This window comes from Neobacillus drentensis, assembly GCF_021560175.1.
Classification (GTDB): domain Bacteria; phylum Bacillota; class Bacilli; order Bacillales; family Cytobacillaceae; genus Neobacillus; species Neobacillus drentensis_A.
Window position 1 is genome coordinate 5,059,918 of the sequence record NZ_CP091110.1, and the last position, 25,031, is coordinate 5,084,948.

Annotated in this window: 16 protein-coding genes and 1 pseudogene; 3 read left to right on the forward strand and 14 right to left on the reverse strand. The window is 40.3% G+C overall.

The window, feature by feature from the left end; genetic code table 11:
* Positions 1-71 precede the first annotated feature (71 nt).
* Together L1999_RS24180 and L1999_RS24185 are read left to right on the forward strand one after the other, a co-directional pair.
* The gene (locus L1999_RS24180; RefSeq protein ID WP_235740850.1) at positions 72-1,670 is read left to right on the forward strand and encodes a spore germination protein; all 1,599 of its coding nucleotides are present in this window, start codon (positions 72-74) and stop codon (positions 1,668-1,670) included.
* Positions 1,671-1,707: 37 nt separating this feature from the next.
* Positions 1,708-2,880 (forward strand): Ger(x)C family spore germination protein, encoded by a 1,173-nt coding sequence (locus L1999_RS24185; RefSeq protein ID WP_235740851.1) that lies wholly within the window; start codon positions 1,708-1,710, stop codon positions 2,878-2,880.
* Positions 2,881-3,261: 381 nt separating this feature from the next.
* Here L1999_RS24185 and L1999_RS24190 read toward each other — a convergent pair whose 3' ends face one another.
* The 6 genes from L1999_RS24190 to L1999_RS24215 all read right to left on the reverse strand — a co-directional run bounded on the left by L1999_RS24190 (position 3,262) and on the right by L1999_RS24215 (position 12,505).
* Positions 3,262-5,460, reverse strand: a complete 2,199-nt coding sequence (locus L1999_RS24190; protein WP_235740852.1) for a dihydroxy-acid dehydratase domain-containing protein — start codon at positions 5,458-5,460, stop codon at positions 3,262-3,264.
* A gap of 149 nt (positions 5,461-5,609) precedes the next feature.
* Positions 5,610-7,076 (reverse strand): alpha-ketoglutaric semialdehyde dehydrogenase GucD, encoded by a 1,467-nt coding sequence (gene gucD, locus L1999_RS24195; RefSeq protein WP_235740853.1) that lies wholly within the window; start codon positions 7,074-7,076, stop codon positions 5,610-5,612.
* A 34-nt stretch (positions 7,077-7,110) separates the two neighbouring features.
* Complete coding sequence (locus L1999_RS24200) at positions 7,111-8,013, reverse strand: fumarylacetoacetate hydrolase family protein (RefSeq protein WP_235740854.1); 903 nt, start codon at positions 8,011-8,013, stop codon at positions 7,111-7,113.
* A gap of 70 nt (positions 8,014-8,083) precedes the next feature.
* Positions 8,084-8,857, reverse strand: coding sequence for an IclR family transcriptional regulator (locus tag L1999_RS24205; protein ID WP_235740855.1), 774 nt, complete (start codon positions 8,855-8,857; stop codon positions 8,084-8,086).
* 299 nt (positions 8,858-9,156) lie between these two features.
* Entirely contained in the window at positions 9,157-10,902 is a 1,746-nt protein-coding gene (locus L1999_RS24210) for an SGNH/GDSL hydrolase family protein (protein WP_235740856.1), read from the reverse strand.
* 73 nt (positions 10,903-10,975) lie between these two features.
* Positions 10,976-12,505, reverse strand: a complete 1,530-nt coding sequence (locus tag L1999_RS24215) for a glycoside hydrolase family 43 protein (protein ID WP_235740857.1) — start codon at positions 12,503-12,505, stop codon at positions 10,976-10,978.
* A gap of 380 nt (positions 12,506-12,885) precedes the next feature.
* Here L1999_RS24215 and L1999_RS24220 point away from each other — a divergent pair, with 380 nt between their 5' ends.
* The gene (locus tag L1999_RS24220) at positions 12,886-13,680 is read left to right on the forward strand and encodes an AraC family transcriptional regulator (protein ID WP_235740858.1); all 795 of its coding nucleotides are present in this window, start codon (positions 12,886-12,888) and stop codon (positions 13,678-13,680) included.
* 48 nt (positions 13,681-13,728) lie between these two features.
* On the opposite strand, the gene L1999_RS24225 is transcribed toward L1999_RS24220, so the two are convergent.
* The 8 genes and pseudogenes from L1999_RS24225 to L1999_RS24255 all read right to left on the reverse strand — a co-directional run bounded on the left by L1999_RS24225 (position 13,729) and on the right by L1999_RS24255 (position 24,905).
* Positions 13,729-16,053: a glycoside hydrolase family 95 protein gene (locus tag L1999_RS24225; RefSeq protein WP_430539987.1), complete on the reverse strand. Its 2,325-nt coding sequence runs from the start codon at positions 16,051-16,053 to the stop codon at positions 13,729-13,731.
* A 108-nt stretch (positions 16,054-16,161) separates the two neighbouring features.
* A pseudogene (locus L1999_RS29910) lies at positions 16,162-16,425 on the reverse strand (DUF624 domain-containing protein); the annotation flags it as partial.
* 484 nt (positions 16,426-16,909) lie between these two features.
* Positions 16,910-19,111 carry a glycoside hydrolase family protein gene (locus tag L1999_RS24230; protein WP_235740860.1) on the reverse strand — a complete coding sequence of 734 codons (2,202 nt, stop codon included), beginning with the start codon at positions 19,109-19,111 and terminating at the stop codon, positions 16,910-16,912.
* Positions 19,108-20,649 carry a carboxylesterase/lipase family protein gene (locus L1999_RS24235; protein WP_235740861.1) on the reverse strand — a complete coding sequence of 514 codons (1,542 nt, stop codon included), beginning with the start codon at positions 20,647-20,649 and terminating at the stop codon, positions 19,108-19,110. Before L1999_RS24235 ends, L1999_RS24230 begins: the two co-directional genes overlap by 4 nt.
* 233 nt (positions 20,650-20,882) lie before the next feature.
* Entirely contained in the window at positions 20,883-21,080 is a 198-nt protein-coding gene (locus tag L1999_RS24240; protein WP_235740862.1) for a hypothetical protein, read from the reverse strand.
* Between the two features lie 107 nt (positions 21,081-21,187).
* Positions 21,188-22,102, reverse strand: coding sequence for a carbohydrate ABC transporter permease (locus tag L1999_RS24245; RefSeq protein WP_235740863.1), 915 nt, complete (start codon positions 22,100-22,102; stop codon positions 21,188-21,190).
* 36 nt (positions 22,103-22,138) lie between these two features.
* Positions 22,139-23,128: an ABC transporter permease gene (locus L1999_RS24250; protein ID WP_235740864.1), complete on the reverse strand. Its 990-nt coding sequence runs from the start codon at positions 23,126-23,128 to the stop codon at positions 22,139-22,141.
* Between the two features lie 151 nt (positions 23,129-23,279).
* Complete coding sequence (locus L1999_RS24255; RefSeq protein WP_235740865.1) at positions 23,280-24,905, reverse strand: type 2 periplasmic-binding domain-containing protein; 1,626 nt, start codon at positions 24,903-24,905, stop codon at positions 23,280-23,282.
* Between the last annotated feature and the right edge of the window lie 126 nt (positions 24,906-25,031).

Sequence of the window (25,031 nt, forward strand, 5' to 3'; positions counted from 1 at the left end):
ATCCGCGATTTTATTTTTATCTCTGGTTAAAATAAGAAAAAAATTTAACCATCAGGAGGTGAGTTTTTAAGATGGGATTCATGAGCTGGTTTGGGATGAAAACCTCAAATTCAAAACAAAGCCAAAACCAACAGCCATCTAACCATGAAAAAGATTTCTACGAGGAGCAGCTTAAAGGCAATTTTCACAGCGATTTAGAGCAGTTGAAAACGATTTTTGAACGATCTTCGGATATTATTTTTCGTGAATTTCAGCTGGCTGGGATACAAAATGGAGCTCTTATTTTTTTGGATGGTTTGGTTGATAATCAGATCATTGATTCCGACGTGATAAAACCCTTATTGAACGTGGGGAATAATGGGACGTTTCCGTACGCGAAAATACCTTTGAAAGAGATGGAGTCTTTTCTTCGAGATCCACTAATTTATGTTTCGCAAGTAAGTATAGGAAAAACCATGAAGGAAATAGTGAATCACATTTTAAGCGGTGACACGATTCTATTATTGGATGGAATCAATCAAGCTCTTTTTATTAAAGCTCAAGCATGGGAAATGAGATCCGTCGAAGAACCGGCGACCGAAGCAGTGATTAGGGGGCCCAGGGAAGGATTTACTGAAAATCTGCGAACCAACACCTGTCTGATTCGCAGAAGGCTAAAAACGCCTCAGCTTAAAATGGAATCCATGATCGTGGGGCGGTTATCTAAAACGGAGATAGTGATGACCTATTTGGATGGAATTGCTGAGAACTCACTAATAGCGGAGGTAAAAGAAAGACTCAATCAAATCGATATCGATGCAATTTTAGAAAGTGGCTATATCGAGGAACTTATTCAGGACAACCCCTATTCTGTTTTTCCTCAAGTAAACAATACGGAACGCCCGGATAAAATAGCGGCAAATTTATTGGAAGGCAGAATCGGGATTCTTATCGATAATACCCCTTTTGCCTTAATTGTTCCAGTTAGTTTTTTTGAAATGCTCCAATCGAGCGAGGATTATTATCAGCATTTCATGGTTTCGACGATCATCCGATGGCTTCGCTTGTTTATGCTGGCTGGCGCTTTGCTTTTGCCATCACTTTATATCGCCATTACTTCCTATCATCAAGAAATGCTTCCTACAACCTTATTACTCAGTGTGGCTTCGAGCAGGGAAACTGTTCCGTTTCCCGCTTTAGTAGAAGCTTTTATAATGGAAGTCTCCTTTGAGGCTTTGCGAGAAGCCGGTGTACGCCTGCCGCGGCCAGTTGGACAAGCTGTAAGTATTGTTGGGGCCCTTGTAATTGGGCAGGCCGCAGTAGAAGCAGGAATTGTATCAGCATCAATGGTTATTATCGTTTCCATAACAGGTATATCTTCATTTATTTTTCCCGTCTTTAGTCAGGGAATTGCCATTCGTTTGCTCCGATTTCCGATGATGATATGCGCTGGAACGCTCGGATTGTACGGTATCCTGGTAGCTTGTTTAATTCTTTTAATCCATATGACCCGGCTTCGCTCGTTCGGTATTCCTTATTTGTCTCCAGTTGCACCTTTGGATTTCTCGAGCCTCAAAGATACTTATGTACGTGCCCCTTGGTGGAAAATGATTGACCGTTCCGATCAGACAGGGAAAAAGAATCGTAAACGAATGAATCATTCAATGCGTCCACGGCCGCCTAAAAACTAGAAACTAGCACGAGTCGTGGTTCGGAAAGGGAAACAATATGAAAAAACTAGGAATCCTAGTGATAAGCTGTATGATGATATTCTTGCTGACCGGCTGTTGGAGCCGGATTGAGATCAATGATATCACAATCGTTACGGCTACCGCTATCGACAAGATGAATGATGGGAAAATTCGTGTTTCACTTCAAATAGCGATCCCAAAGCAGCTTGGGCCTGTGGGAACCGGCGGTTCCATCGGCAGCAATGGTTCTACCGTAGTCATTTCAGAGACAGGCGAAAGTATGATGGATGCGCTCAGGAGACTTCAAGAAAAATTGCCTCGCCGGATTTTCTTCTCTCATAACAGGATCTTAATTATTGGAGAAAAGGCTGCAAAGGATGGAGTTTATCAAATTTTGGATTACATATCAAGAGTTAGAGAAGCTCGCATGCGCAGCTTTATTTTGTTTTCAAAAGGAGAGGCCGCACCTATTTTGAAACTGACTCCGGTGATTGAACGATACTCTTCAGAAGGAATACGGGAGGAGGAGAAGGAAGGGGTGGGAGTAAAAGTTATGATAAAGGATTTTTTCAATATGCTCACGACCGAAGGCATCTCCCCTTTGGCGGCTGAAGTAGCCATACGATCAGAAGAAAAGGGCAGGAACAGTTCTAAAGAGACTGCCGCCATTATTGGAACAGCTGTATTTCGTAAAGATAAACTGGCAGGATGGATCAATGATAAGGATACACGTGGAGTGCTGTGGATTCGTGATGAGATGGTGAAAGGGAACATTACCGTATCGATCCCAAAAGAAAAAGGTGGAGGAAAAATCAGTGTTGAGTTAAAAAAAGGCCGGACAAAGGTTAAACCAAGACTTGTACAAAGCAAAGTAAAAATGAATGTGAATATTCAAGCACAAGTTGAAGTGTTTGAAAACAGTTCAAAATTGGATTTAGGTAACCCTAAGGTTTTACAATATGTTCAAACCTTAATGGAAAAGGATGTCGAGAAAAGGTGTGAATTAGCACTTTATAAAGCACAAAAAAAGTATCATACCGATATATTTGGATTTGGAAATGCGGTCTATCGCAGCTATCCAAAAGCATGGAAAGAACAACATAAACATAAATGGTCCGAGGAATTTTCAAACCTTGAGGTTAGCGTAACCCCTCACGTTACCATCGTTAGAACAGGGTTATCTATTAAGTCCCCAGAGATGAAAGATTGATAAGAAAAGACTAAGCGGCGTTAGCCTTGAACTCTACAGGGTTAACGTTGATTTTTGCTGGCGGCGGAATAGGCACTTTTAAGTAAAAAAATATGCAGCTTGCTTAGCAAACCTATTAGAAAAATCAGCTCCAATACCGGAGCTGATTTACTATTTTATTTATTTATGGTCGATAATTGCCCAATAGGCTGGTTTCACATTGTAGTCTGGATCAAAAACAAACTTTTACTCTATTATACCGTGATAAATTGTTACTCATATTCTGTTCTATTAATCAAAAAAATTATCCCCTTTTAATTAGCATTCAATTTGAATGAAAAGACAAAGAGACTGTTAGCTAAAGTAACAGTCTCACTAATACAAGTTAATAAAAAACTGATTCTATTGATGTTTAATAGCTATTCTAGGAGAAAATGGTATGACAGCATCCATCTTAACTGCTAACGGTACGACTCCTTCAACTGCACTTGTGCAGCCAACAAGACGGTTAGAAGCTGCTACCGTTCTTTGTCTCTTTTTCATGGTTTCCTTCCTCTGTTCTCCAAGTGTCCCTCTATCGAGCTTGAGATCACCTAAGTAAGGTTTCATTTCTCCATTTGTAAAACTCTCAGCATCAAGCAGTTCAATTCGTTTTGCGCGGAAGCGTAAGTGTAATAGATCCCCTTGTTTTAGGTATAACACCCCTCCGTCATTATAAGCTTCGGGAGTCATATGGCCTATTGCTGCCCCGTAAGTAACTCCAGAATAGCGGCCATCACTAATTAGAGTAGCTAAACGTTTGAGTTGGCGATTTGCATTAATATGCTGCATCGGATTGAACATCTCAGGCATTCCAAATGCCTCAGGTCCTTGACCAGCAATAATTATAGTAAGTTTCAAACATTGATCTTTTACCATTCGATTAAATAATTGATGATAGGATAAGGCACCTGCTTCTCCATAACTTTCTGGTTGATTATGTTTCCACATTTGCAGCAAATGCTCTTGCGAAAATGCTTGCTCGTCTCTTAGTTCATCTAATAATTGGTCATTTAATAATTGGTTATTCGCATCTTCTTCATTTTCAAAATAAAGTACAAACGAAACTTTATCATCAAATTGATCTAATTGATAAGTAGTCATCCCACTAATTTTGACAACCGCACTTTCAAAAAAGTTCCCCCGTAACACATCGACTCCACTGAACTTTCTTAGCGGCTTACTTTGGATGATTGGATTTTCCTTAACCCCATCTGCACTTAGTCCTTCCGTATTACTCAGCCTTTCCTTCCAAGTTTGGCCAGTGACAGTTAAAGCATCGACATCCATCGGAACTCCATTTCGAATTAATTCATAAAAAAGAGTTTCCATTCCTCTAATCTGACCAGAGCAGCATTGCTCTGCGAGTACGAAAATATCCCTGCCTTCTGTAAGGCTGTAATGAAATAAATCTGGTATAGGATGTGATTGATGAATTTTCTCAATATCCCAAAGACTGAAGTCATATCCAGCATAGACCATTGCCCCAACAATGTGCATCATTAAGTTGGTGGACCCGCCGCCAGAGCTATGAATCCGGATGGCATTAGCAATATTAGCACCGACCAGCTCAGCCACACTGCATTCTGGGCGATTCGCTATCGTAAATAAGGATTCAATGGCTGGCTTTAGCTGATCTGAAGTAGGTGGTTCTGTTAACAGTTCCAGTTTAGGATGAACTAAGCCAAAACCTGCCATCAAATCTCTGGAACTATTTCCAGTTCCATGGAAAGCACATATTCCCCCTGCAGAGTCACAAGTATTAATCGCAAGCCTCTTTTCATAATTCTTATGCTGCTCGTGGGTAATAATCCCTTTTTCAACAGCTCGAGCAAGAACTCCTTGAAATTGTGTATTCGATGTACATTGTAAGATAAAACTTAATGCATCGTTAAGATCATCGGCAATATTCTGTTCACCCATTAATGATGCTCTTTCTGCAATTTCTTTTAATTCTACTTGTAAATCCTGCGGAATTTCTCCTCCCTTTAAAACGTGCGAAGGTGCAAATGTTGCAAATACTGGTGCTTCCCCACGATAGCGCCGGACTCGATCCAATAAAGCTAAACCACTTAATACCCCTAACGGCTGCTTATCACAACCTTGGATAACAAATGCCCCATGATAGGAATGCGCTTCCATTTGATTGACGACAATCTCAGCAATGGCATTACGGCTTTGCAGTGAATAAGACATCCCCATATTACTTTGGGCTGTACCGTCACACATCACTGGTGTACTAAAATAAAACGGAACCCCGCCTTCTTCCCAAATTTTTAAAGCTGCCCGGGAAACGGTTTCTAGATCTAAAATATGGGCAGGATGGTCGGCAGAGCCGCCAATAATGGCGATACGAGGTGCATTTTCTTCTAAACGGTTATATATTTCCCCTAATGTCCAATCGGATTTTGACCCTTGATATGAGTCTCCTAGAACCTTTTTGGCCCGATCCAATAGTCCTGCCACTGTAATCGGTTCATTTGCCTTCCCTTGGACATTTTCCCTATAAGGGTTAATTGGATTGTTAATTATTGGCCTTTTATCATTTACATTTCCGGTCATATATAAAGCCTCCTGCTCCAAGACAATTTTCATTAAAACACTAGAATCGTTTTCTAGAAATCTATGCATTTATAAAAGGGAAACCATACTATAATGGATACTATCCACCTATGTACAGTCCCCTATCATAGACTAATTTTCTTTTTTCATTATGGCTTAACAAATACTGTTTTAATGGAGGTGTAAAACTCTATCGCAGCAGTTCCTTGTTCTCGTGCGCCGGAACTGGATGCTTTCATACCGCCAAATGGAGCTTGTAATTCTACTCCTGCTGTTTCATAATTTACACGAACAAGCCCTGCCTCGCTTGCCTCGATAAATTGAAATGCATTCCCAATGTTTTTCGTGAATATGGATGCACTTAAGCCATATGGAATGTCATTAGCCAATTCGATTGCTTCCTCAATTGTTTTAACTTTTATTAAGGCTAACACCGGACCAAAAATTTCTTCTTGACCTATTGTCATGTCTGATTTAACATCATCAAATATGGTCGGCTCTACAAAATACCCATCCTGCAGTTCAATTTCTGATGGCCTGTTACCACCAACTAGAACGGTTGCGCCTTCTTCTTTTCCTTTTTCAATATAGGAAAGTACAGTGTTTAACTGTGATTCATTTACACATGGTCCCATCCAGGTCCCTTCCTCAAGACCATCGCCAACCTTTAATTCTCTTGTTCTATCAACTAATCTTTTTTTGAATTCTTCATAGATTCCTTCTTGTACAATGACACGGCTAGTTGCGGTACATTTTTGACCCGTGGATCTAAGTCCCCCGCTTATAGTTGCTTCCACTGCCTCCTCAAGGTCGGCATCATCTGCAATAATAATCGGATTTTTCCCGCCCATTTCTAATTGATATTTTGCCCCCCGTTCAATTGCCCCAAATGCCACTCTTTTACCGGTAGAATTGGAACCAGTAAAGGAGATTCCGTTTATTTGAGGATGATCAATGATGCGCTGTCCAACAACTGAACCTTTCCCCGTCACCATATTGACTACCCCTGCAGGCAAGCCGGCTTGCTCCATACATTCGATTACTTTAGCACAAGTGACGGAAGCCTCCTGTGCAGGCTTAATTACAACGGTATTTCCATAAATTAAAGCGGGTGCCATTTTCCACAACGGAATCGCAACCGGAAAATTCCATGGAGTAATAATTCCCACAACACCCAAGGGTACACGGGTTGTATACATTAACGCCTTACTATCTGTTGCTGGAATGACATCACCGGTTTTCCGTAAGCCCTCTCCAGCATAATATCTTAGAATAGCGATACCGCGCAGCGTTTCCCCCTTTGCTTCTGGAAAGGTTTTTCCCATTTCTCTTGTAAGTGTTTCAGCAATTTCATCCAGGCGCTTTTCCATGATATCCGCAGTTTTAAAAAGGAAGTCACCTCTTTGAGCACCAGATAAATTCCGCCATGGCGCACTTGCATTTTGAGCAGCAGCAACAGCTTTATCTACATCACTTGCTGATGAACTTTGAACGTACCCAACTATTTCATTCCGGTGTGCCGGACTATAACTCTTTTCAACCAAATTGGTAGATGCTGGAACCCAATCTCCACCAATAAAATTCCCATACGTTTTTACTTCAGTTTGAACTGTCATAGCTACCCTTTCCCTTCTGTTCATATCTTTTCAACTAATTTGTTTCAACTAGTTTTACTGCTTGTTTTACTACCGGATTAACCAATTTACCTATACCCGGAATTTCTATTTCAATACGGTCACCGTCTTGTAAAGTATAACTTTCAGGTGGAACAATGCTTGTTCCTGTTAAAAGGACAGTCCCATTAAACACAATATTATCTTTTACAAGATAGGAGGAAAGTTCTTCATATGTTCTTCGTAAGTCACGGGTACTCGCTGTTTCTTCAAATACTTTTACCTGATTCCGATAGATGCGACAGGTAATCTGGAAGCTATAGAAATCTTCAACTGTTTCTGCCAAACGAATAGCTGGACCAATCGAGCATGAATTTTTCCATATTTTAGCTTGCGGTAAGTAGAGTGGATTTTCCCCCTCAATATCCCGGCAGCTCAAATCATTTCCAATTGTGAATCCAAAAATCTCCCCATTCTCATCTAAGACAAGAGCTAATTCAGGTTCGGGAACCTGCCAGCTTGAATCAGATCTTAAACAGAGGTCTTCGCCTGTTCCTCTTGTTCGTTCTTTAGTGGATTTCAAGAAAATTTCCGGTCTTTTTGCCTCATAAACCTTATCATAAATGGTTGGCTCGGTATGTTTCCCACCGGTAGCTTCATAGTTTCGTTCTTCCCTGCTTCTAAGATAAGTGACCCCAGCAGCCCATACCTCCTGTGCTTCAATTGGTACGAGTAATTGAAGCTGTCCTAAATCTTCCTTCTTAGGCAAGGTATCTTGGATCGCTTGCTGAATGATTTCAACCATCGAGACTTTTCCTTGTTTGGCTGTCTGTCTTAATTCGAGGATGTTTTCAAATGGCAATTCGTAAAGTAAATTCTCATCCGTAATAGCAGCCAATCTTGATAAACCGTTTTCTTCTAAGAATCGTATAATACGCATCCAATCACCTCTAATTAGTTTTACATTATAAAACTGAGTTTTATAATGTACTCATATAAAAACTCCATTATTAATAATAAGGAGTTTTTGACACATAACCCATTTCTCGAGATATTTTTTCGCCAGTGTGAAGCATCAATGGTATAATTCGTTCCATTTCCTCATCATTTAATCGAGGAGTAGGCATCGAAACACTAAAAGCAGCTACTGCATTGCCTGTATAATTACGAATCGGAAATGCGAGGCAGCAAATACCAGGCTCATTCTCTTCTCGATCATAAGCGAATCCATTTATTTTTATTTCAGCCAATTCATTTAAAAAATCAATTTTATTTGTAATTGTTCTAGGTGTCCTTTGCTCAAATACATAGCCATCCATCATTTTGTCAATCTCTTCTTGGGAACTTAAAGCAACAAGGAGCTTTCCTACTGCACTGGTATGTATCGGTACCCTCCTTCCAATCCGAGAATATAGAACATTTGCTGAAGTTCCCTCTACTTTATCTATATATAGACCTTCTTTTCCCTCTAATATGACGAGGTGAAGGGTGTGACCGGTTTTTTTCGATAAATCAAGTAAGTATTTTTTTGCGATGTTCCGGACATCTAAGTTGGTTATAACAAAATTACCTCTTTCAAGTAACTTCATGCCAAGCTTGTATTTTCCACTCTCTCCATCCTGATCAATATAACCGCTTTTTTTTAGCGTTTTCAATAATGAATGAACAGTACTTTTATTTAAGTTCATTCGCTCACTAATTTCGGTTATTTTTAATTCAGTTGAATGTTCATCAAACAAGTCTAAAATCGTCAATGCTCTTTCAACTGATTGAATTATTGGCATTTACTATCAATCCTTTTTTGTTGGGTCTCTAGACGTAGATTACTATGTTGAAGCATTAGTTCTCTTTTATAATTTGTTTTACATTATAAAACCAGATTTTATAATATAGCTTAAATCTAGTTAAAATATTACTGTAATGATTCACATGAGTCAACATAATTTACATAAATATTCTGAATCATTGAGATTTTTTTTATGAACACTGCTCCAAAAAAGTAAAGGCTTTCAAATAAACCATTATTTGGAATATGGATTCAATGAGAAATCATACTCACCATCACCAGGCAGGACATAAAAACTTAAAAGGTATATCCGAATCCCAAAATGGTATAACATTTGTTTTCATTATCGGAAGCCATCTTAATTTCTACCTTGTGTTCCCGGCAGGCATTCTCCTGATACAAGATGACAGCATTGCAATGAGTCCAGTTAACTTCATGAGGATCGGCGGTTTTTACATGCTTTCCATCCACAAATATTTCCGCTATCCCAAACTCACTATTTCCAGAATCCTTATAAACAAGAATGAGGCTTCTGCTGTTTATTGTCATTTTGAAACTTTCATTTCCTGATGTAGTTGTATGCATCCAGTTATTTGGAAATTGAGGTGTGACGAAAGGGTTAGCATCCATCTCTACCATCTGCAAATCTACATCTGTTTCCCAAAAACTGCCCACATTTATCTTTGCATCTATTCGGTTATCTTTCCTATCCAGTAACTGAACATCCTTAAAACCATTACCATAAACCGGCGATCTATCCATTTTTATATCATTTCTATCTCTAAAGGATTTCTTCGTTTCAGAAAATAGATAAGAAAGGCAATCTGCCATTATAGTATGACCGTCGTTCGTTGGATGATAGATATCGAAAAAAAATTGCCGCTTGGTTATGATATTTCCCTCTTCCTTTGTAAGTCTAAACTGCTCTACCACTGCATCTTTTACACTTACCATTGGGAGTTCATAGTGCATTCCTATGGGAGAAAGCCTTTCCTGCAGATTCCAGTCATCTACAAATACGCTGAATAATAAAATAACAGCTGGTTTGTTTTCCGAAGAAAGTATTTTTAAACATAGGCTCTCATAACATATTCCCTTTGTTTCGTCCCCTGCATCATTTACCGCAAACTCAACAATCACGATATCCGGCTCTACTTTTCCATTCCTTAAAACATCCCGTTCATAGCGGATCATGCCGAGTTCAGATGGTGTACCTCCTACTCCAGCCTTCACAAAGTGGACATTCCTTCCATCATCTTTACCAAACATTTCTCTGAACTTCAAATAAGATTGATAGGCATAACAATGAGTATGGATTGGTTTTGCTCCAGCTCCCTGAGTAATGGAGCCCCCTATATAGGCGATGGTTACATCCTCGCCTCTTTCTGCTTTTTCAATTGCCTCTTTCAATCTTTGATTGTTTCCTTTACTTAAAAGGGATTTTCTAATCATGGACTGATAACCTTTTGAGCCAAATGTGACCGGTGGTTCCAACGATATCTCAGGGACCTTATAGGAATCATGCAAATAGAATTTTACACTTGCTGTTGCTAGTTCACCTGGATGCTCAAATTCAAAGGCAAATTTACCTGGTACATCATCAGATGGGGACCATTGGTAATCTCCCAGGTCTAAAATGATCTCGGTTCCATCTGTTGGACAAGCTATTCTTAGTAGTGTTCCAGTATCATATTTTTTTCCTTTTCCATAATTTTGTAATACAAAGTTGATTTTTCCTGCATATTTATTTCCTGTTTTTATTACTATACCTATACTGTGAACCAGCTTACGGAATCCCTTACAATCTTCAAGGAGAGTCAACATTTCCTCATCTTCCACGCCACCTACAAATCTGGCAAGACTTTTCAATTGTTCTCCTTCTAAATAGATTTCCTGTGAGGGCTTGCCTTCATTACGGGGAGTTGCCTCAATCACACTCTCAAACATAACGAAAAAGCTATCTCGTTTTATCACTTGATCTTTTGGTGCTAGGAGATCTTCATCTCTATTGTCATTTTTCAACAATCTGCTTTTTTCAGTCATTTAACCTTTCTCTCCTATAAATCATCTATTTTTTTATGACAAATTATTTAGAATTAATCACTGTTTTTCTACGCTAGATTCTAACAGTGTTCAATGAGCCTCTTTGATAATGGAAATAAGCAATATCTACATATCCGCCAATTTGGGCAGTTGCATAATTAAATAAACCAATCCGGTAACCCATGAAATGATCTAATGTATACTTCATGTTTAATGGACAGCCAATTTTACTCCAGTTTTCTCCGTCTTCAGAATAGAAAAATTCCGCTAGATCAACACTATCATCAAAATTAAACTCAATTTTCAAATAAATCTGATTGCTAGAAAATGAAATCCTTTCAACCATTTTTTCATTACCATCACCACGGTTTACACACATTGAGACGTATTTATTTCCGTCCACTTCTGCCTTAATTCCCACAGTCCCAAAGCTATTCTGGAGAGCGACCAATCCTGCATAATCACCAGGCTTCATGTTTGAAATATCCATCTTTGTTATCCCTGTACAATCAGGTCCTTCCGTTCTTTGTGTCAATGTATTACGTGCATACAAAACGCTGTTAGTTAAATGCCCGGTTTCCAAACGCAGATAGCCTGGCCTTTTTGTGAATGACCATAGCTCATGATCCGGATTATGATTCCACTGCCAATTCAAGGCCAAATTATTTTCTGTATAGTCAAACTCATCACTGATCACTAACGGATTTTTGGAAGAAGCAGGCACGTTTATTTCCAATTCTTTTGGTGCCTTACCGTCAATCCCCACCATGGGCCATCCGTCCTTCCAAGTGACAGGCAGTATATAGGGGATTCTGCCAATGGCATCATGATCTTGAAACAACATGGCATACCACTCATGTTCCGGCGTATCAAAAATCGCTCCTTGTGCAATTCCATGATTATGGTATTCCATGTCATCATCAAAAATCACTTTACGCTCATACTTACCCAAAAGCTGGCTTGCGCGATAACATATTTGCCTTCTGCGCTTGTTTCCAACTATTGGCCATTCGATAAATAATAAATAATATCGCCCGTCTATCTTATACGCGTGGCATCCTTCACATCGCAAACCGATATCTTCTTTATCGGTTACCAACAATAATTGATGGATGCCTCCCGGTTTTATTGCTGTTGCATCTTCTGTCAATTCTGTTATATGAATGTCACCATTGCCATACATCACAAATACCCTTTTTTCATCAAAAAGCAATGTGGGATCGTGATATACTCCTTCAAAAGTTGAACGTGCCCATTTTCCATTTTCTATTTCTTTTGTTTGATAGATATAAGACCTGTTCATATCGTTACTGGAAAAAGATACATAAAAAGTTTCGTTATGATGGCGCAAACTTGCAGCCCACGAACCTTTCCCATAGATTCCTTTTCCATCCCTCAAATTATGTGCATCATTGTCTTCCAAAATATCAAATACATATCCGATAATCTCCCAATCTACTAAATTCTTCGACTTCATAATTGGGCACCCTGGCATAGTATGCATGCTCGTACTTATCATATAATAATATGTCCCGACTCTTATCACATCAGGATCCGGGACATCCGCCCATATAATGGGATTCGTTAAATTAGTTTTATTCATATAATTCTATAATCCTTCCATTGTCTATCTACTTCTAACCTGCCTTGGCAATTTAGTTATTTCTTTCTTAAAGCTGCCGTCTAATTCTCCTGATGTGTTGATTTCTTTTGGTGGAAAAGTCGACGCACTCGTTCAGTTTGAGTTGATAAGCAAGTCTTTCCGATAACTGTTCAGAGATATTTCTATATGTAATATTGTAAAGGAGTGATGAAACTTATTTTAATTTATTAGAATACAATTATCTTTATAATAATAAGTTATTGGATTTGACAGAAAAATGGTACATAATATGTATAAAATGTAATAATATCGTTAAATTGAATTTTTTAAATGAGCTGAGTAGCTAATGGTCTCATGTAAAACAAGATTAGGAGGATATTATGACAACTATTGACTATGCAGGAACTGATGCCGTGCACTCAAGTAATTTTGTTTTTGATATTCCTAAAGGTCATGACTGCTGGCTCCTTGTCGTCACTAAGACTCCAGCTATTATCTGGGTCAATGGTGAACTCAAGGAATATCCCGCGCACAGTGCGATACTATATCAACCACATCAGAAAATTTACTATCGGGCTTGTGTTGAAAAATACATGAATGACTGGATTCGTTTTGACACCAATGAACCTTATGTTACCGAAACAATGCTTCCACGTGGTGTACCTTTTTCATTGGCAGACCCTGAATATTGTCACAAGTTATTTCAGTTGCTTGTCACAGAGGACTCATTTAATAATGATTTTAGAGGATCATCAATAGACTACCTGTTAAGAATTCTGTTTAATAAACTTTTGGAGTCTTACTTTCAGACTGGAATTTCCCCACAATATTATAACCTTATAAATCTTCGTACTGAAATTTACACTAGCCCTGGTGATAATTGGACAATTCCTAAAATGTCAGAATATGTCCACCTAAGTCCTGGCTATCTACAAACACTCTATAAAAACACCTTTAGGATTTCCTGCATTGATGATGTCATCATCAGCCGAATCCGCCTAGCCAAAGAATATCTGATGCATGGTTCCTATACAGTTGCTGAAGTAGCATTTCGCTGTGGATATAATAATGTTGAACATTTTTGCCGACAATTCAAACAAAAGACAGGATTGACTCCAGGCAGATTTCGCAACAATGCTACCAGTTCAAACAGTGAAAAGGAGTCAATCATTTGATAGAGTACAAGTGACCAAATCACCTGATTGTTCCAAGTTTTACTTGGATCAATCAGATAAATGCCATTGCCGATGGCTGTATGAACGCAATATATAAACTCCATCCTGTACTGTATCAAATCGACTGATTCCTTCATTAATATCTGTACATTGTATGAGACCATTCGTTTGTTCACATGTCAGTTTGAAAGAGCAATTTAACTTTAAATAACAAGGTTTTCCATTTAACGATTTGACTTTTGCTCTTACAACGCGATAATCCTCCCATTCAATATCTACCTCGAATCCACCTCTAGCCCGTAATCCTCTTACAGACCCATCCTTCCATGCTTTAGGCAGTGCCGGGAGAAAGTGAATGACTTCATCATGACTTTGTAATATCATTTCTGCAATGGCTGCAGTACCTCCAAAATTGCCATCAATTTGAAATGGAGGGTGATCATCAAATAAATTGGGCAGTGTCGATTTTTGAAGTAAAGCTAAAAGATTTGAATAGGCCTGTTCTCCATCTTCTAATCTTGCCCATAAATTGATCAGCCAGGCACGGCTCCAGCCTGTGTGACCTCCCCCATATTCCAAGCGCCTTTCGATCGTTCGTCTCGCTGCAGAAGCCAATTCCGGCGTCCTGCGAACGGTAATTTGATTACCAGGATGTAATGCAAATAGGTGAGAGATATGCCGGTGCCCAGGCTCCATCTCCTCATAGTCTTCTAGCCACTCTTGTATTTGTCCATATTTTCCAATCTTCGGCTGAGGGATGCGCTGTAAAGCATTAGTTAATTGTCCCCTGAATTCGTCGTCTATTGAAAGAATCTCGCTTGCTTCCATACAACAATTAAAAAGTGCAGATAGAATCTGACTATCCATTGAAGGCCCCATACATAAAGTCCCTGATTCTCCATTTGATAGAATATATGTATTTTCCGGAGAAGAGGATGGACATGTAACAAGATATCCTTCTTTTGTTTCGATTAAAAAGTCCAGGAAGAATTGTACCGATTCTTTAATTGTTTCATAGCTTTTCTCTAAGAACTTCACATCACCGCTGTAATGATAGTGCTCCCATAAATGCAGGCAAAGCCATGCTGCTCCCATTGGCCAATAAGTGGCTGGCGGATAGATATCTTGCGGAGCTGTGTCTGCCCATATATCAGTGTTATGATGTGCCACAAAACCCCTGCAGCCGTACATGATTTCCGCTGTTCGCCGTCCAGGTTCTCTCATTCTCTCAATTAAATCGAATAATGGCTCGTGGCATTCTGACAAATTACAAGTCTCTGCAGGCCAATAATTCATCTGTGCATTAATATTAATCGTAAATTTGCTATCCCAAGGCGGCCGCATACTATTATTCCATATGCCCTGCAAATTAGCAGGTAAAGAGCCCGGCCGGCTGCTTGAAATAAGTAAATACCTTCCAAATTGAAAATAGAGTGCTATAAGGCCATTATCCTTATAGCCTTCCTTGAGACGTTTTAATCTCTGATTTGTTGGTAGCTGTTCATTTTGACCACTAGACAGATCATATAATTTTAGACTTACCCTGTTATAAAGTTCTATATAGTCCGTTATATGAATGCTTTTTAAACAGTCATAATCCATATGTTCTACTTTATCAACGGCATGAAAACAGGCTAACTCTGGGTCACTGTGATGAAAAGTTGTATTGGCAGCTAAAAATAAGGTGACTTCGTCCGCATCATTGACCAGTAAATGTTCACCAATAGTTTGAAGACTTCCACCCTTAGAGTTCGCAGAAAGAACCACTCGAAAATTAGATCCACCTTTACCGCCACAGTTGCCTCTCATCACAAGGCTGTTGCCTCTGTTTGCTCTAACCTCTTCCATCAGCCTGCTTTGATCTCTCGTTAATCTGGCTGAAAAAGAGATGGAGGCTGATTGATTTGCTGTAAGGCGAATGACAATTAAGCCGGAAGGATAGCTTGAATAGATTTCCCTTTGAAACTTCACCCCACTGCAGTTGTATTCAACCGAAACAATTCCATTTTCTAAGTCAAGTTCACGTTTGTAGTCGCTTACGTCATTATGATTAAAGTCTAAAAAAAGATCGCCCAAACCCATATAGTGCCTTTGAGTCTCAGGAATACCCGAAAGGGCCATCATGGCCAATTTTTCTGCATCCTTTGGTTTTCCGTTCATAAGCAGTTCCCTAATCGTAGAAATATTACCAAGTGCATCCGGGTTGTTGCGGTCTCTTGGTCCGCCATACCATACAGATTCTTCATTCAATTGAATTTGTTCCATACTGGTTTTTCCATAAACCATTGCGCCAAGACGACCGTTACCGATGGGCAGCGCCTCATTCCATTCTTTTGCCGGTTGGTCAAACCATATAATGCTTTTGGACACCATAAAACCTCCTCTTACGAGTAATGACTTGTATAGATAGTTATAGTTTAGTTATTGATTACACTAATAATTTGAAATGGATCCTAGCCTGGTTTTTTCCTATGTAAGACATTAAGAGATTAGTTTTTTCGACTTTTCCTGTTGGTTTTGATCTAGCTTTTTAAACAGAACTGAATTGGATGTATTGAATAGTAGGTGAAAGTCTAAGTATAAAAAATAATCAATAATATAGTAGATGAAACCGATTATATTTCCCTTTTTAAAATCCTTTTTATAGGTCTGCCAAAAAGTTTTTGTTAGCGGAATATCTGTACAACCTTGAATCCACTTTCTTGTAATAACAAAGGTACTTATCGTTGCTGGAAATAGTCCAAAGAGAGTGAGTCCAAATTAATGAAAAAACATCCACAAAATACTTATATAAGCGAATTTAGTTATCCATTCCGTTACACGGTAAATTCCACTCATTGCTCCGGTAAACATCATTTACCTACTCCTTTGTCATAAAATATTTTTATAGTCATTATTTTCTTCCGGACTTTTTGTCGGTGTACAGACGTTCAGATAAAGACAGTCCTCGATCATATGAATATCTGGATCAACGGCCCATCCCTTGTATAGTTGTTTTTTTCATCGATTACTGTTGGGGCCTCGAGGGAGATGGGTGAACTTCATAGGCACTTAAGATACCCTCCTAACCTGGATGACAAAACGAAAAAGTAGAACCAGATGGAAGAATATCATAAAAGCGATCCAGTATGTTTATTCCTCCGTTCTGATTCTATTTTTCCTAACAAAATATTTTGAAAGGCTGGGCAATTTAATCTTCGTCTAATTCTGAATCATAAACTTTCTAATTTTATACTACAAATGAAGCGTATGTGTCATATATGCGATTTCTCTTGGCCCTTTCCTCCGTGCTGAGTTTTTGAGCGTCTGCAATCTCATAACCGCCAAAGGTATCATACAGCCTCGATGAGGGGTCGACTTCCACATACGTACACCATGGCAGCCAATGATAGTTACTTTGCAAGGTTTGACTGGTAAAATTGCCGCTTTCGTGCCCCAGCCCCGGCATGATGTAGCCGATACTGCCGTCCACGTCACTGGACTGTCGGGTATTTTGATGGATGAACTCAGCAAAGTCGAGGTAATGCTCATCGCCCGTAATCACATACAACCGGTAATAGGTGTACGAGCAGGCGGCCATATATACATCAGCGCCTCCGCCAATGGTAATGATGCTTTGTCCGCTGATGGAGTACTTATTAAACGGATGTTTCGGCCAAAGCGTACGTACCGGGAATGTCCAGGCATAGGTCCAAGTTTCCGTATAGTCTGCGGCGCCAATCGCGCCTTCCAACCATTTATCCTGACCTGTCAAATCATACAGGGCAAGGAAACCGAATAAAGCATAGATGCCGGCCTCTTTATCCTGGATGTCCATGTTGTCACATGTTCCGCCACGGTACTCCAGGTTCCGATAATTGTTTTCGTAAGACCATTCACCGGCCATAATCGCTGCCGTTTTATATCTTTCGTCGCCGGACACCAGATAGAACTGTACCAGAAAACGAATCACACTTGGAGTGTTGGACTTCGAGTCCATGCGGATGGAGTTATCGGGATTGTAGGCCCGATAAAAACTTCCGTCTTCGTTTTGAATGTTCACAAGCCAATCAGCCGTTTTTCTGCAGAATTCCAACCAAGCAGGCCGCTCGTCGCCTTTCCTGCGCATATAGAGGTATGCGTCTAAAATGGCCTCGATTCCGTCAGCAAGCATTCGTACATAATGCGGATAGGGCTCGAATCCCTTGATGTTGGGATTGTAGCACATATGCGGCAGGCCGGATTCGGTCATTGCCGTCCTCACCCAAAAATCAATAATGTTTACGCCTTTTTCAAAGGATTCCAGTACGTTTTCTTTATCGCCATATCGCAGCAGCTGATATCCGATACCAGGCTGTTGTCCTACGAAGCCGAACTGAAAGGAAACGCAAGAGATATCCATGTCAGGTAACTGGCAGGCAAAGGGTAGACCATATGAATCACCATATTGCCGCGTATATTTGGTAAACACCTTCATACAGTCGTGGAAAAATTGCTCATTATCTACTTCAAATAACTGATCGCGCATCCGGTCATAAGTTACACGCCAGATGTCTCTCATCATCGGCTGGAAGCTGCTGTAATGCCCAAAATTGATTGCCACCGTGTAATTTTGCTCAAAGCCGACCTCCACAGGGTGGTTAACGCGCTGGAATGTTTTTGACTTATCTTTGTAGTCAAGACCTGCATACTGATTTCCTCTAGGCATCTGCCCATCGCAGCCAGGATACACATAATCGATAGAAAGGCCATCAATTTTCGCCTCGAATTCCTTGCGGTAGGCAAAACCATAATACAAATAGTTTAGCGTTTTGCTTTCCGGCTTGCTCATGCCGATGGCGCCAATGGTCAATTTCGGATCCACGTTGTTTTCGGATCTCACAATGTCCACAGACTGCATCGTTACATCTGAAGCCCAGCGCGACAGAGCCGCCATTTCCCCCGATGCGATGTTTTGCATCGCAAAAACAGGCAAGGCATAACAGGTTTCCATCCGATAGAAATATTCGCAATCCAAGTCTTTGCCAATAGCGTAATCAGGAGCGAATTCGTTTTGCTTATACCAGACACCAGGCGCGAAGCAGTTATAGTCATGAGTATCGTCCGATTCCGTCATCACAAAAGAGACCTTTGTGGAAAATCCAAGGTCATCCCCCACCTTCACCACCTTGACGTTACGGCTTACCTTGAATCCGGCCCTGGTTGCTTCATACACGTCCACAAATGAAAAATCGGAGCCAGAGGGCACAGTTACTGTGCCCTTGGCGACGATTGTATCACCCGAAATGTCAATCTCACTGTAAGCATTATCGTAAAATTCGCTAACGGCAGATACCGTCTTTACCGTTACAAACATCGGGCGTTTGTTGAAATAGAGCAGTTTGCCGTTTTTTTGAACTTCAAGGCCTCCATCGTTAAAGCTAAGGCGATAGTCCCCACATACTAGGCTCATATAGATGCTCCTTTTACTGTTTTTTTCTCGAAATATTGTTTAACAAGAAACTTCATTAGATCGCTCGGTTGCTCCCTTAAAAATTCGGGTTTATCTCTGAAAACCATACCGTACGGTTCCTCGGCAGTGTAAGGATCCCACTGTGGCATATCCTCACCTGTGGAATCTTTTCCGTTTGGATCTCCCGTTCTGATGAAATTAGCCCAGTAATTACACATTTGGCGCGCAAGGTCATAATGTTTGCCGACAAAGGGCCTCCAACATTTGGAAAGGGTTTCAAAAAAGAACCAAAGATCTACGGAGTGGAATGTTCCAGGGTTATCCCATCCCGGGATTTCTGCATCAAAATTGTAATAGTACAATGGTATATTGGCGCCCGTTTCCGCATTGGCCTGTGAAGCAACGCGGATAGCATATTCGAAGACGCTCAATGAAGCATTTTTCAATACTTCATTTATATCGTCCGACTGAGCTTGGCAAAGAGCAAGAAATTCGTCGGCATCATCGCCGAACATTTCAACAGCCATGTTTCGGAATTCGTCAAGCGTCTCGACATTCGGAACACTGAAAAACTCGGAGGACGTGTGGCCCCACAGCACAGGTACCTTCCAGTGCTTATTTTCCACGATAAGATCAAATGTGTTGCCTACGGAGAATACATCATCAACAACGGTACCCCAGAACTCCTTGTATTCCACCATTTTATAGCGGACATATTCTGCATCAAGCTTACGGGCTTCAGCAAGTGAGGAAACTCCAAGAAATTCAAAGAACTTAACCCCATCATGTTCGGCATCCGCCAGATTACGCCTGCCCCTTGGAAACCGGCTTCCTGGGTAAAGCGGTGAAAAGATACCGCTTTGAATAATCGCCCTCTGGAAGAGGCCCTCATTCTGCGGCGAGATGAGCTGGCTCATTACGCTTCCGCCTCCAGCTGATTGCCCGCCAATCGTGATGTTTTCTGGGTCACCGCCAAAAGCCTCAATGTTTCGTTTGACCCATTGTGTTGCCGCTTGCTGGTCGAGATGGCCGAAGTTTGCGGGGGCATCCGGGGATTCTGCCGTTATTTCAGGATGGCATAGAAATCCGAAAGCGTTCAGACGGTAACCAACTGTTACCACAATGATCCCCCTACGGGCGAGGCGTTCGCCGTCGAACTCCATCTCAGCCGTATGACCGACCTGCAGCCCTCCGCCGAAATACCATACATATACCGGCAGCTTTTCATCGGTACTTTCAGCCGGAGCCCATACGTTCAGGTAGAGACAATCCTCGTCCATGAGGATGTCCGGATCCACAGCCCATTCCCTGGTGTAGATGTTGTTGACATCGATCTTTTGCCTTACCTGCATCGGGATTGGTGCGAAATCGTATGCTCTTAATACACCATCCCAGTCGTTAGCGGGCTGCGGAGCACGCCAGCGGTTTTCGTCTACAGGCGGCGCAGCAAATGGAATACCTTTGAAACTCGTTATACGGGGGTCGGCTGCAGGCAATCCCTCCACGTACCCGTTTTCAACTTTTACTAATCTGTTCATATTTAATGGCTCCCTCCCGAGATTACTAGAATTCTAGAATTCTTTGCAGGTAATAAAGAATTGATATTACCTGCCTTTAATCGCTATTTTAAAAGGATGTCTACTATCTATTTCGTAAGGCGAATCACATTCCATGCCAGCTTCTTTGCAACGGCTGTCACTTTGCCGTTATCCATTTTTGTATCGCTATTTTTCGTTGGCTTAATCATATCCGGATTTTCAAAACCATTTCCCTATTCCAAATCATCAGTATACATTTCAATATGCTCAGCGAGCTGAATGCCTTTAATATCAGGGGATAGCGTAAGATCCCCCGATCCATGAAGAATTAAAAACGGCGGTTCGCCGCCGTTAATATCAAGTAGAGGACTCGCTATTGCTGCACGCCCAATCCCGCTTTCTAAGTCACAGATATCCCGAGCAGCTGCCATTATCTATAGCTATTCAAGCACGCTATACGTTTTCGGCATAAACCACCCGACACTTAAAATTACATGAAACTTCATACTTATTAGATAATTGAATCTCCAATTCGGCATTATTCCTTTATGGCACCTACTAACATACCTTTGGCAAAGTATTTCTGTAAAAAAGGAAATACACACATGATAGGGAGCATCGCTACAATAACTGCTGCCATTTTCATACCTTCTGAAAATTTCTCCGCTTGTACATTCGAAACATTCATTTGCTCACTCATCTGAGAATCGATGACAATCGATCTTAAAGCAAGCTGCAATGGAACAAGGTTGCCATCCCTTATGAAAATCATTGCATTAAACCATTCATTCCAACGGTCTACCGCATAGAACAATGTCATAGTCGCCATGATAGGCATCGATAAAGGTAATATGATCTTAAACAGAATAGACCACTCACCGGCTCCATCAAGCTTGGCCGACTCCATAAGCGAATTTGGGATGGACTGAAAATAGTTCATCATGATGATTAAATAAAATGAATTGACTCCATAGACTAACACTACAGACCAAATGCTATTAATTAAGTGCAGCTGCTTCATTAACAAGTACAATGGGATAATACCGCCATTAAACAGCATCGTAAGTACAACAAAATAGATGAGAGAACGCTTAAATGGAAACTCTGGGCGACTCAGCCCATACGCCATGCTGGTAGTCAGAATCATGTTAATCGGCAATCCTAATCCGAGGATCAGCAATGTTGTCCGATAACCGATCCATATGCGGCCGTCTGCAAACAATGCTTTGTAGTTCTCAAGTGTAAATGCCTTTGGTATCAATAGTACAGTTGATTTGAGGTATTCCTGTTGTGTTGCAAATGATATGGCAAATACGTTTATAAACGGAAAAACGATGGTGAAAGCAAAGGCTATAAGGATTAGCAGAAGGACAATATCCAATAGTTGTATTTTATTACGTTTCTTTTTAGTACCGCTTTTTAGTACGGGTTGAATAGATGTAACCTTTTTCATATTTACATTCCTCTCTCTCATGTAATCGCATCTGATTTATCCCCGAGCCTTTTTCCTCATAGACGGAAAAAGTCCTTCCGAACCAAGCGCTTTACAGACACGGTCAGCAATAAGTAATAGGACTAAGTTGATTACAGCCCTAAACAAACTTACTGCACTTGAGAAAGAAAAGTCGGCAGCAGATTGGAATGTAATGTTATAAATATACATATCCAGGATTTGACCTGCTTTGGCTGTTGCAGCATTACTGATATTAAAAATCTGATCAAAACCTGTTGTCATAAGATTTCCAACTGCTAGGATAAACATTACAACAATGGTATTTCGTATACCTGGAAGGGTTATATACCACATCGTCTGCAACCGGCTCGCACCATCAAGTTGAGCAGATTCATATTGTTCCGTATCAATTCCAGTAATAGCTGCAAGATAGATGATCATAACCCATCCTGACGCCTTCCAGTCACTTGTAAGATATAATAAGTATTGGAAAAATTTCGCGTTGCCAAGAAAATTGACTCCATCTCCACCCAGCAATTTGATTATACTGTTTACCAAACCGTGAGCATCCAGAATATTAAGCATAATACTTGAAACAATAATCCACGACAAAAAATGCGGGAATGTATAAATGGTTTGTAAAGTCTTTTTAAATCTGTTAATACGCAATTCATTCAACATCAAAGCAAGAATGATTGGAACGGGGAACTCAAATATCAGCCGTCCTGCATTAATCAACAGTGTCTTCCAGAGCGAGTACATAAATTCCGGATCCCTAAAAACATAGGTAAAATTGGTCAATCCTACCCACGGACTTCCAAAAATACCGAGATTGGCTTGATATGTTTTAAATGCTAATAACAACCCATACATCGGAATGTAAGCAAAAATAACGTACCATATGACCCCCGGCAATATGAGTTGGTAACTTTCCCTTGCTTTCCACATACGGCTAATCAAGGAGGAATTATTCTTCTTTTTAATCACGGATGGTTTATTCTTTTCTACTATTGTTGTATTCTCCATATTAAACTCCTTCTGACCCGTCTTATTCATATCAATCTCTAAAAAATAAAGGAATAGGAAGGACAGCAGCATCACCTAAAATCAAGCAGCCGGGGAATACTTTGCGATTCACCGCAGCTACTTGAAGTTGATTCAACTCAAAACTTGCTTCCTATTTAGCAAGTTTTGAGTTCAATTCGTCTAGAATCGGTTGTACAACTGCATTCTTTGACTTAACCCATTTCTTCCAGTTTTTTTCAATATCACCTGGCTGAGTAATAAGATTGACATACTCTTGATTGTATTGGAACTGGGCCCTTCTATAGGATGGTGAATCATATGTGTATAAATCCCAGTTTACTTTTGAGAATGTTTCAGGAGTGCCCTCTTTAACTCTTGAAGCATAAAGCTCCTTGGACCGATCTCTTAATCTTTGATCTATATTAGGATCCTCAAATGAGGTATCATCAAACAGAACTGTACTGCCTAAAAGATATCCCCATGATTGATACTTTCCACCAGGGCCGCCAAGCGCCTTGCCTTCTTTGGCTGGGTCATAGAGCGATTTTACTTTGCCATTGCTGTCATACGTCCAATCTACATCTTTTAAACCCATCATGTTGATGATTTCGCCCTCTTTTGTAGAGTTATAATCAAGAATATCCATATATCGCACAAATTTTTCCTCTGATATATTTGGGTTAAAGATGATTGTACCCCAGAAATTAATGAGATCTGTCTGATGATACTTCCCGTCATCACCCAAAACAGTAGCCATATGAATATTCTCATAAGGATCTTTTTTGATGTTTTTATTAAAATCATTATAAACCGTTTGAAGATTTGACGTCGGCGCCTGGTTGAAGGAAGCACCTGCAGTTCCTGTTACATTAAAGTCATTAAAAAACGTTTGATTTTTATTCGTGTAGAAATCCTTGCTAAGCAAACCGGAACGATAAGCTTCCTGGAGCTGTTTAAGCCCTTTCAAAGTATCTGGAGAGGCCGCGCCCCACTTATACTTACCGTCTGTATCTTTGTAAAATTCTTGGTAATGAGTACTATTTCTTCCTACAAACAAATCAGCTGCAAAGTTAGTATCCTCAGAAAGGGGAACTAATTTGTCGCCTATCTTTCCAGGGTCCTTATCCTTTATAAGTTTGGCATACTGAAGGATCTCAGAAGTTGTATATGAGTCCTTAACTGGGAAGCCCACAGCTTTAGCCCAATCTGCACGGATATATACAGTTGGATGATTCGGCAATGGATCTCCTGGAAGGTTATTCATAAAGCGTGCCCTAGGGAGAAAATATGTCCCACCCAATTTCTTCTCCATCTCAGGACCGAGTGATGTTTTTTCATAAACTGCTGCCAGGTGAGGCCAGCGAGTTTTCCAGTCGTCAGGAAGTTTTTTGAGAAGTCCCTGTTTTACAAAAGATGCCGCATCAGCATAAATGAAATTGTATACCGCAACATCCGGCATATCGCCTGAGTTAATCCATATTCGGAGATTTGAACTCCAGTTGTCCCAGTTTAGTGATGATACTTTTAAGGTGTAGTTAAACTTATCAGAGTAATACTTAGCCAGAGGATCACCCTTGGTGTAATCATATCCATCGATACCCTGCACGGATGCATAGGAGATTGTCACATGCTTGGATAGATTATCTTTGGTACTTGTTGAACTTTTACTGCTAGTTTGAGTTGATTGATTACTGGAGCATGCCGCAAGACTAAGGAACAGGAGTGCTGAAGTTACAAGCGAAACTGGTTTTGTCCATTTTTTCGTCAGTTTTTTCATACTTTTTTCCCCTCTTTTCGTAGTGTAAACGCTATCAATTAGAACAATTTCATTGTATAAAAAATGTGTGGTTTCCAAAACCACACAAAATTTAGATTTCTTTGAGAAAAGTTTAAAATTTCCGGG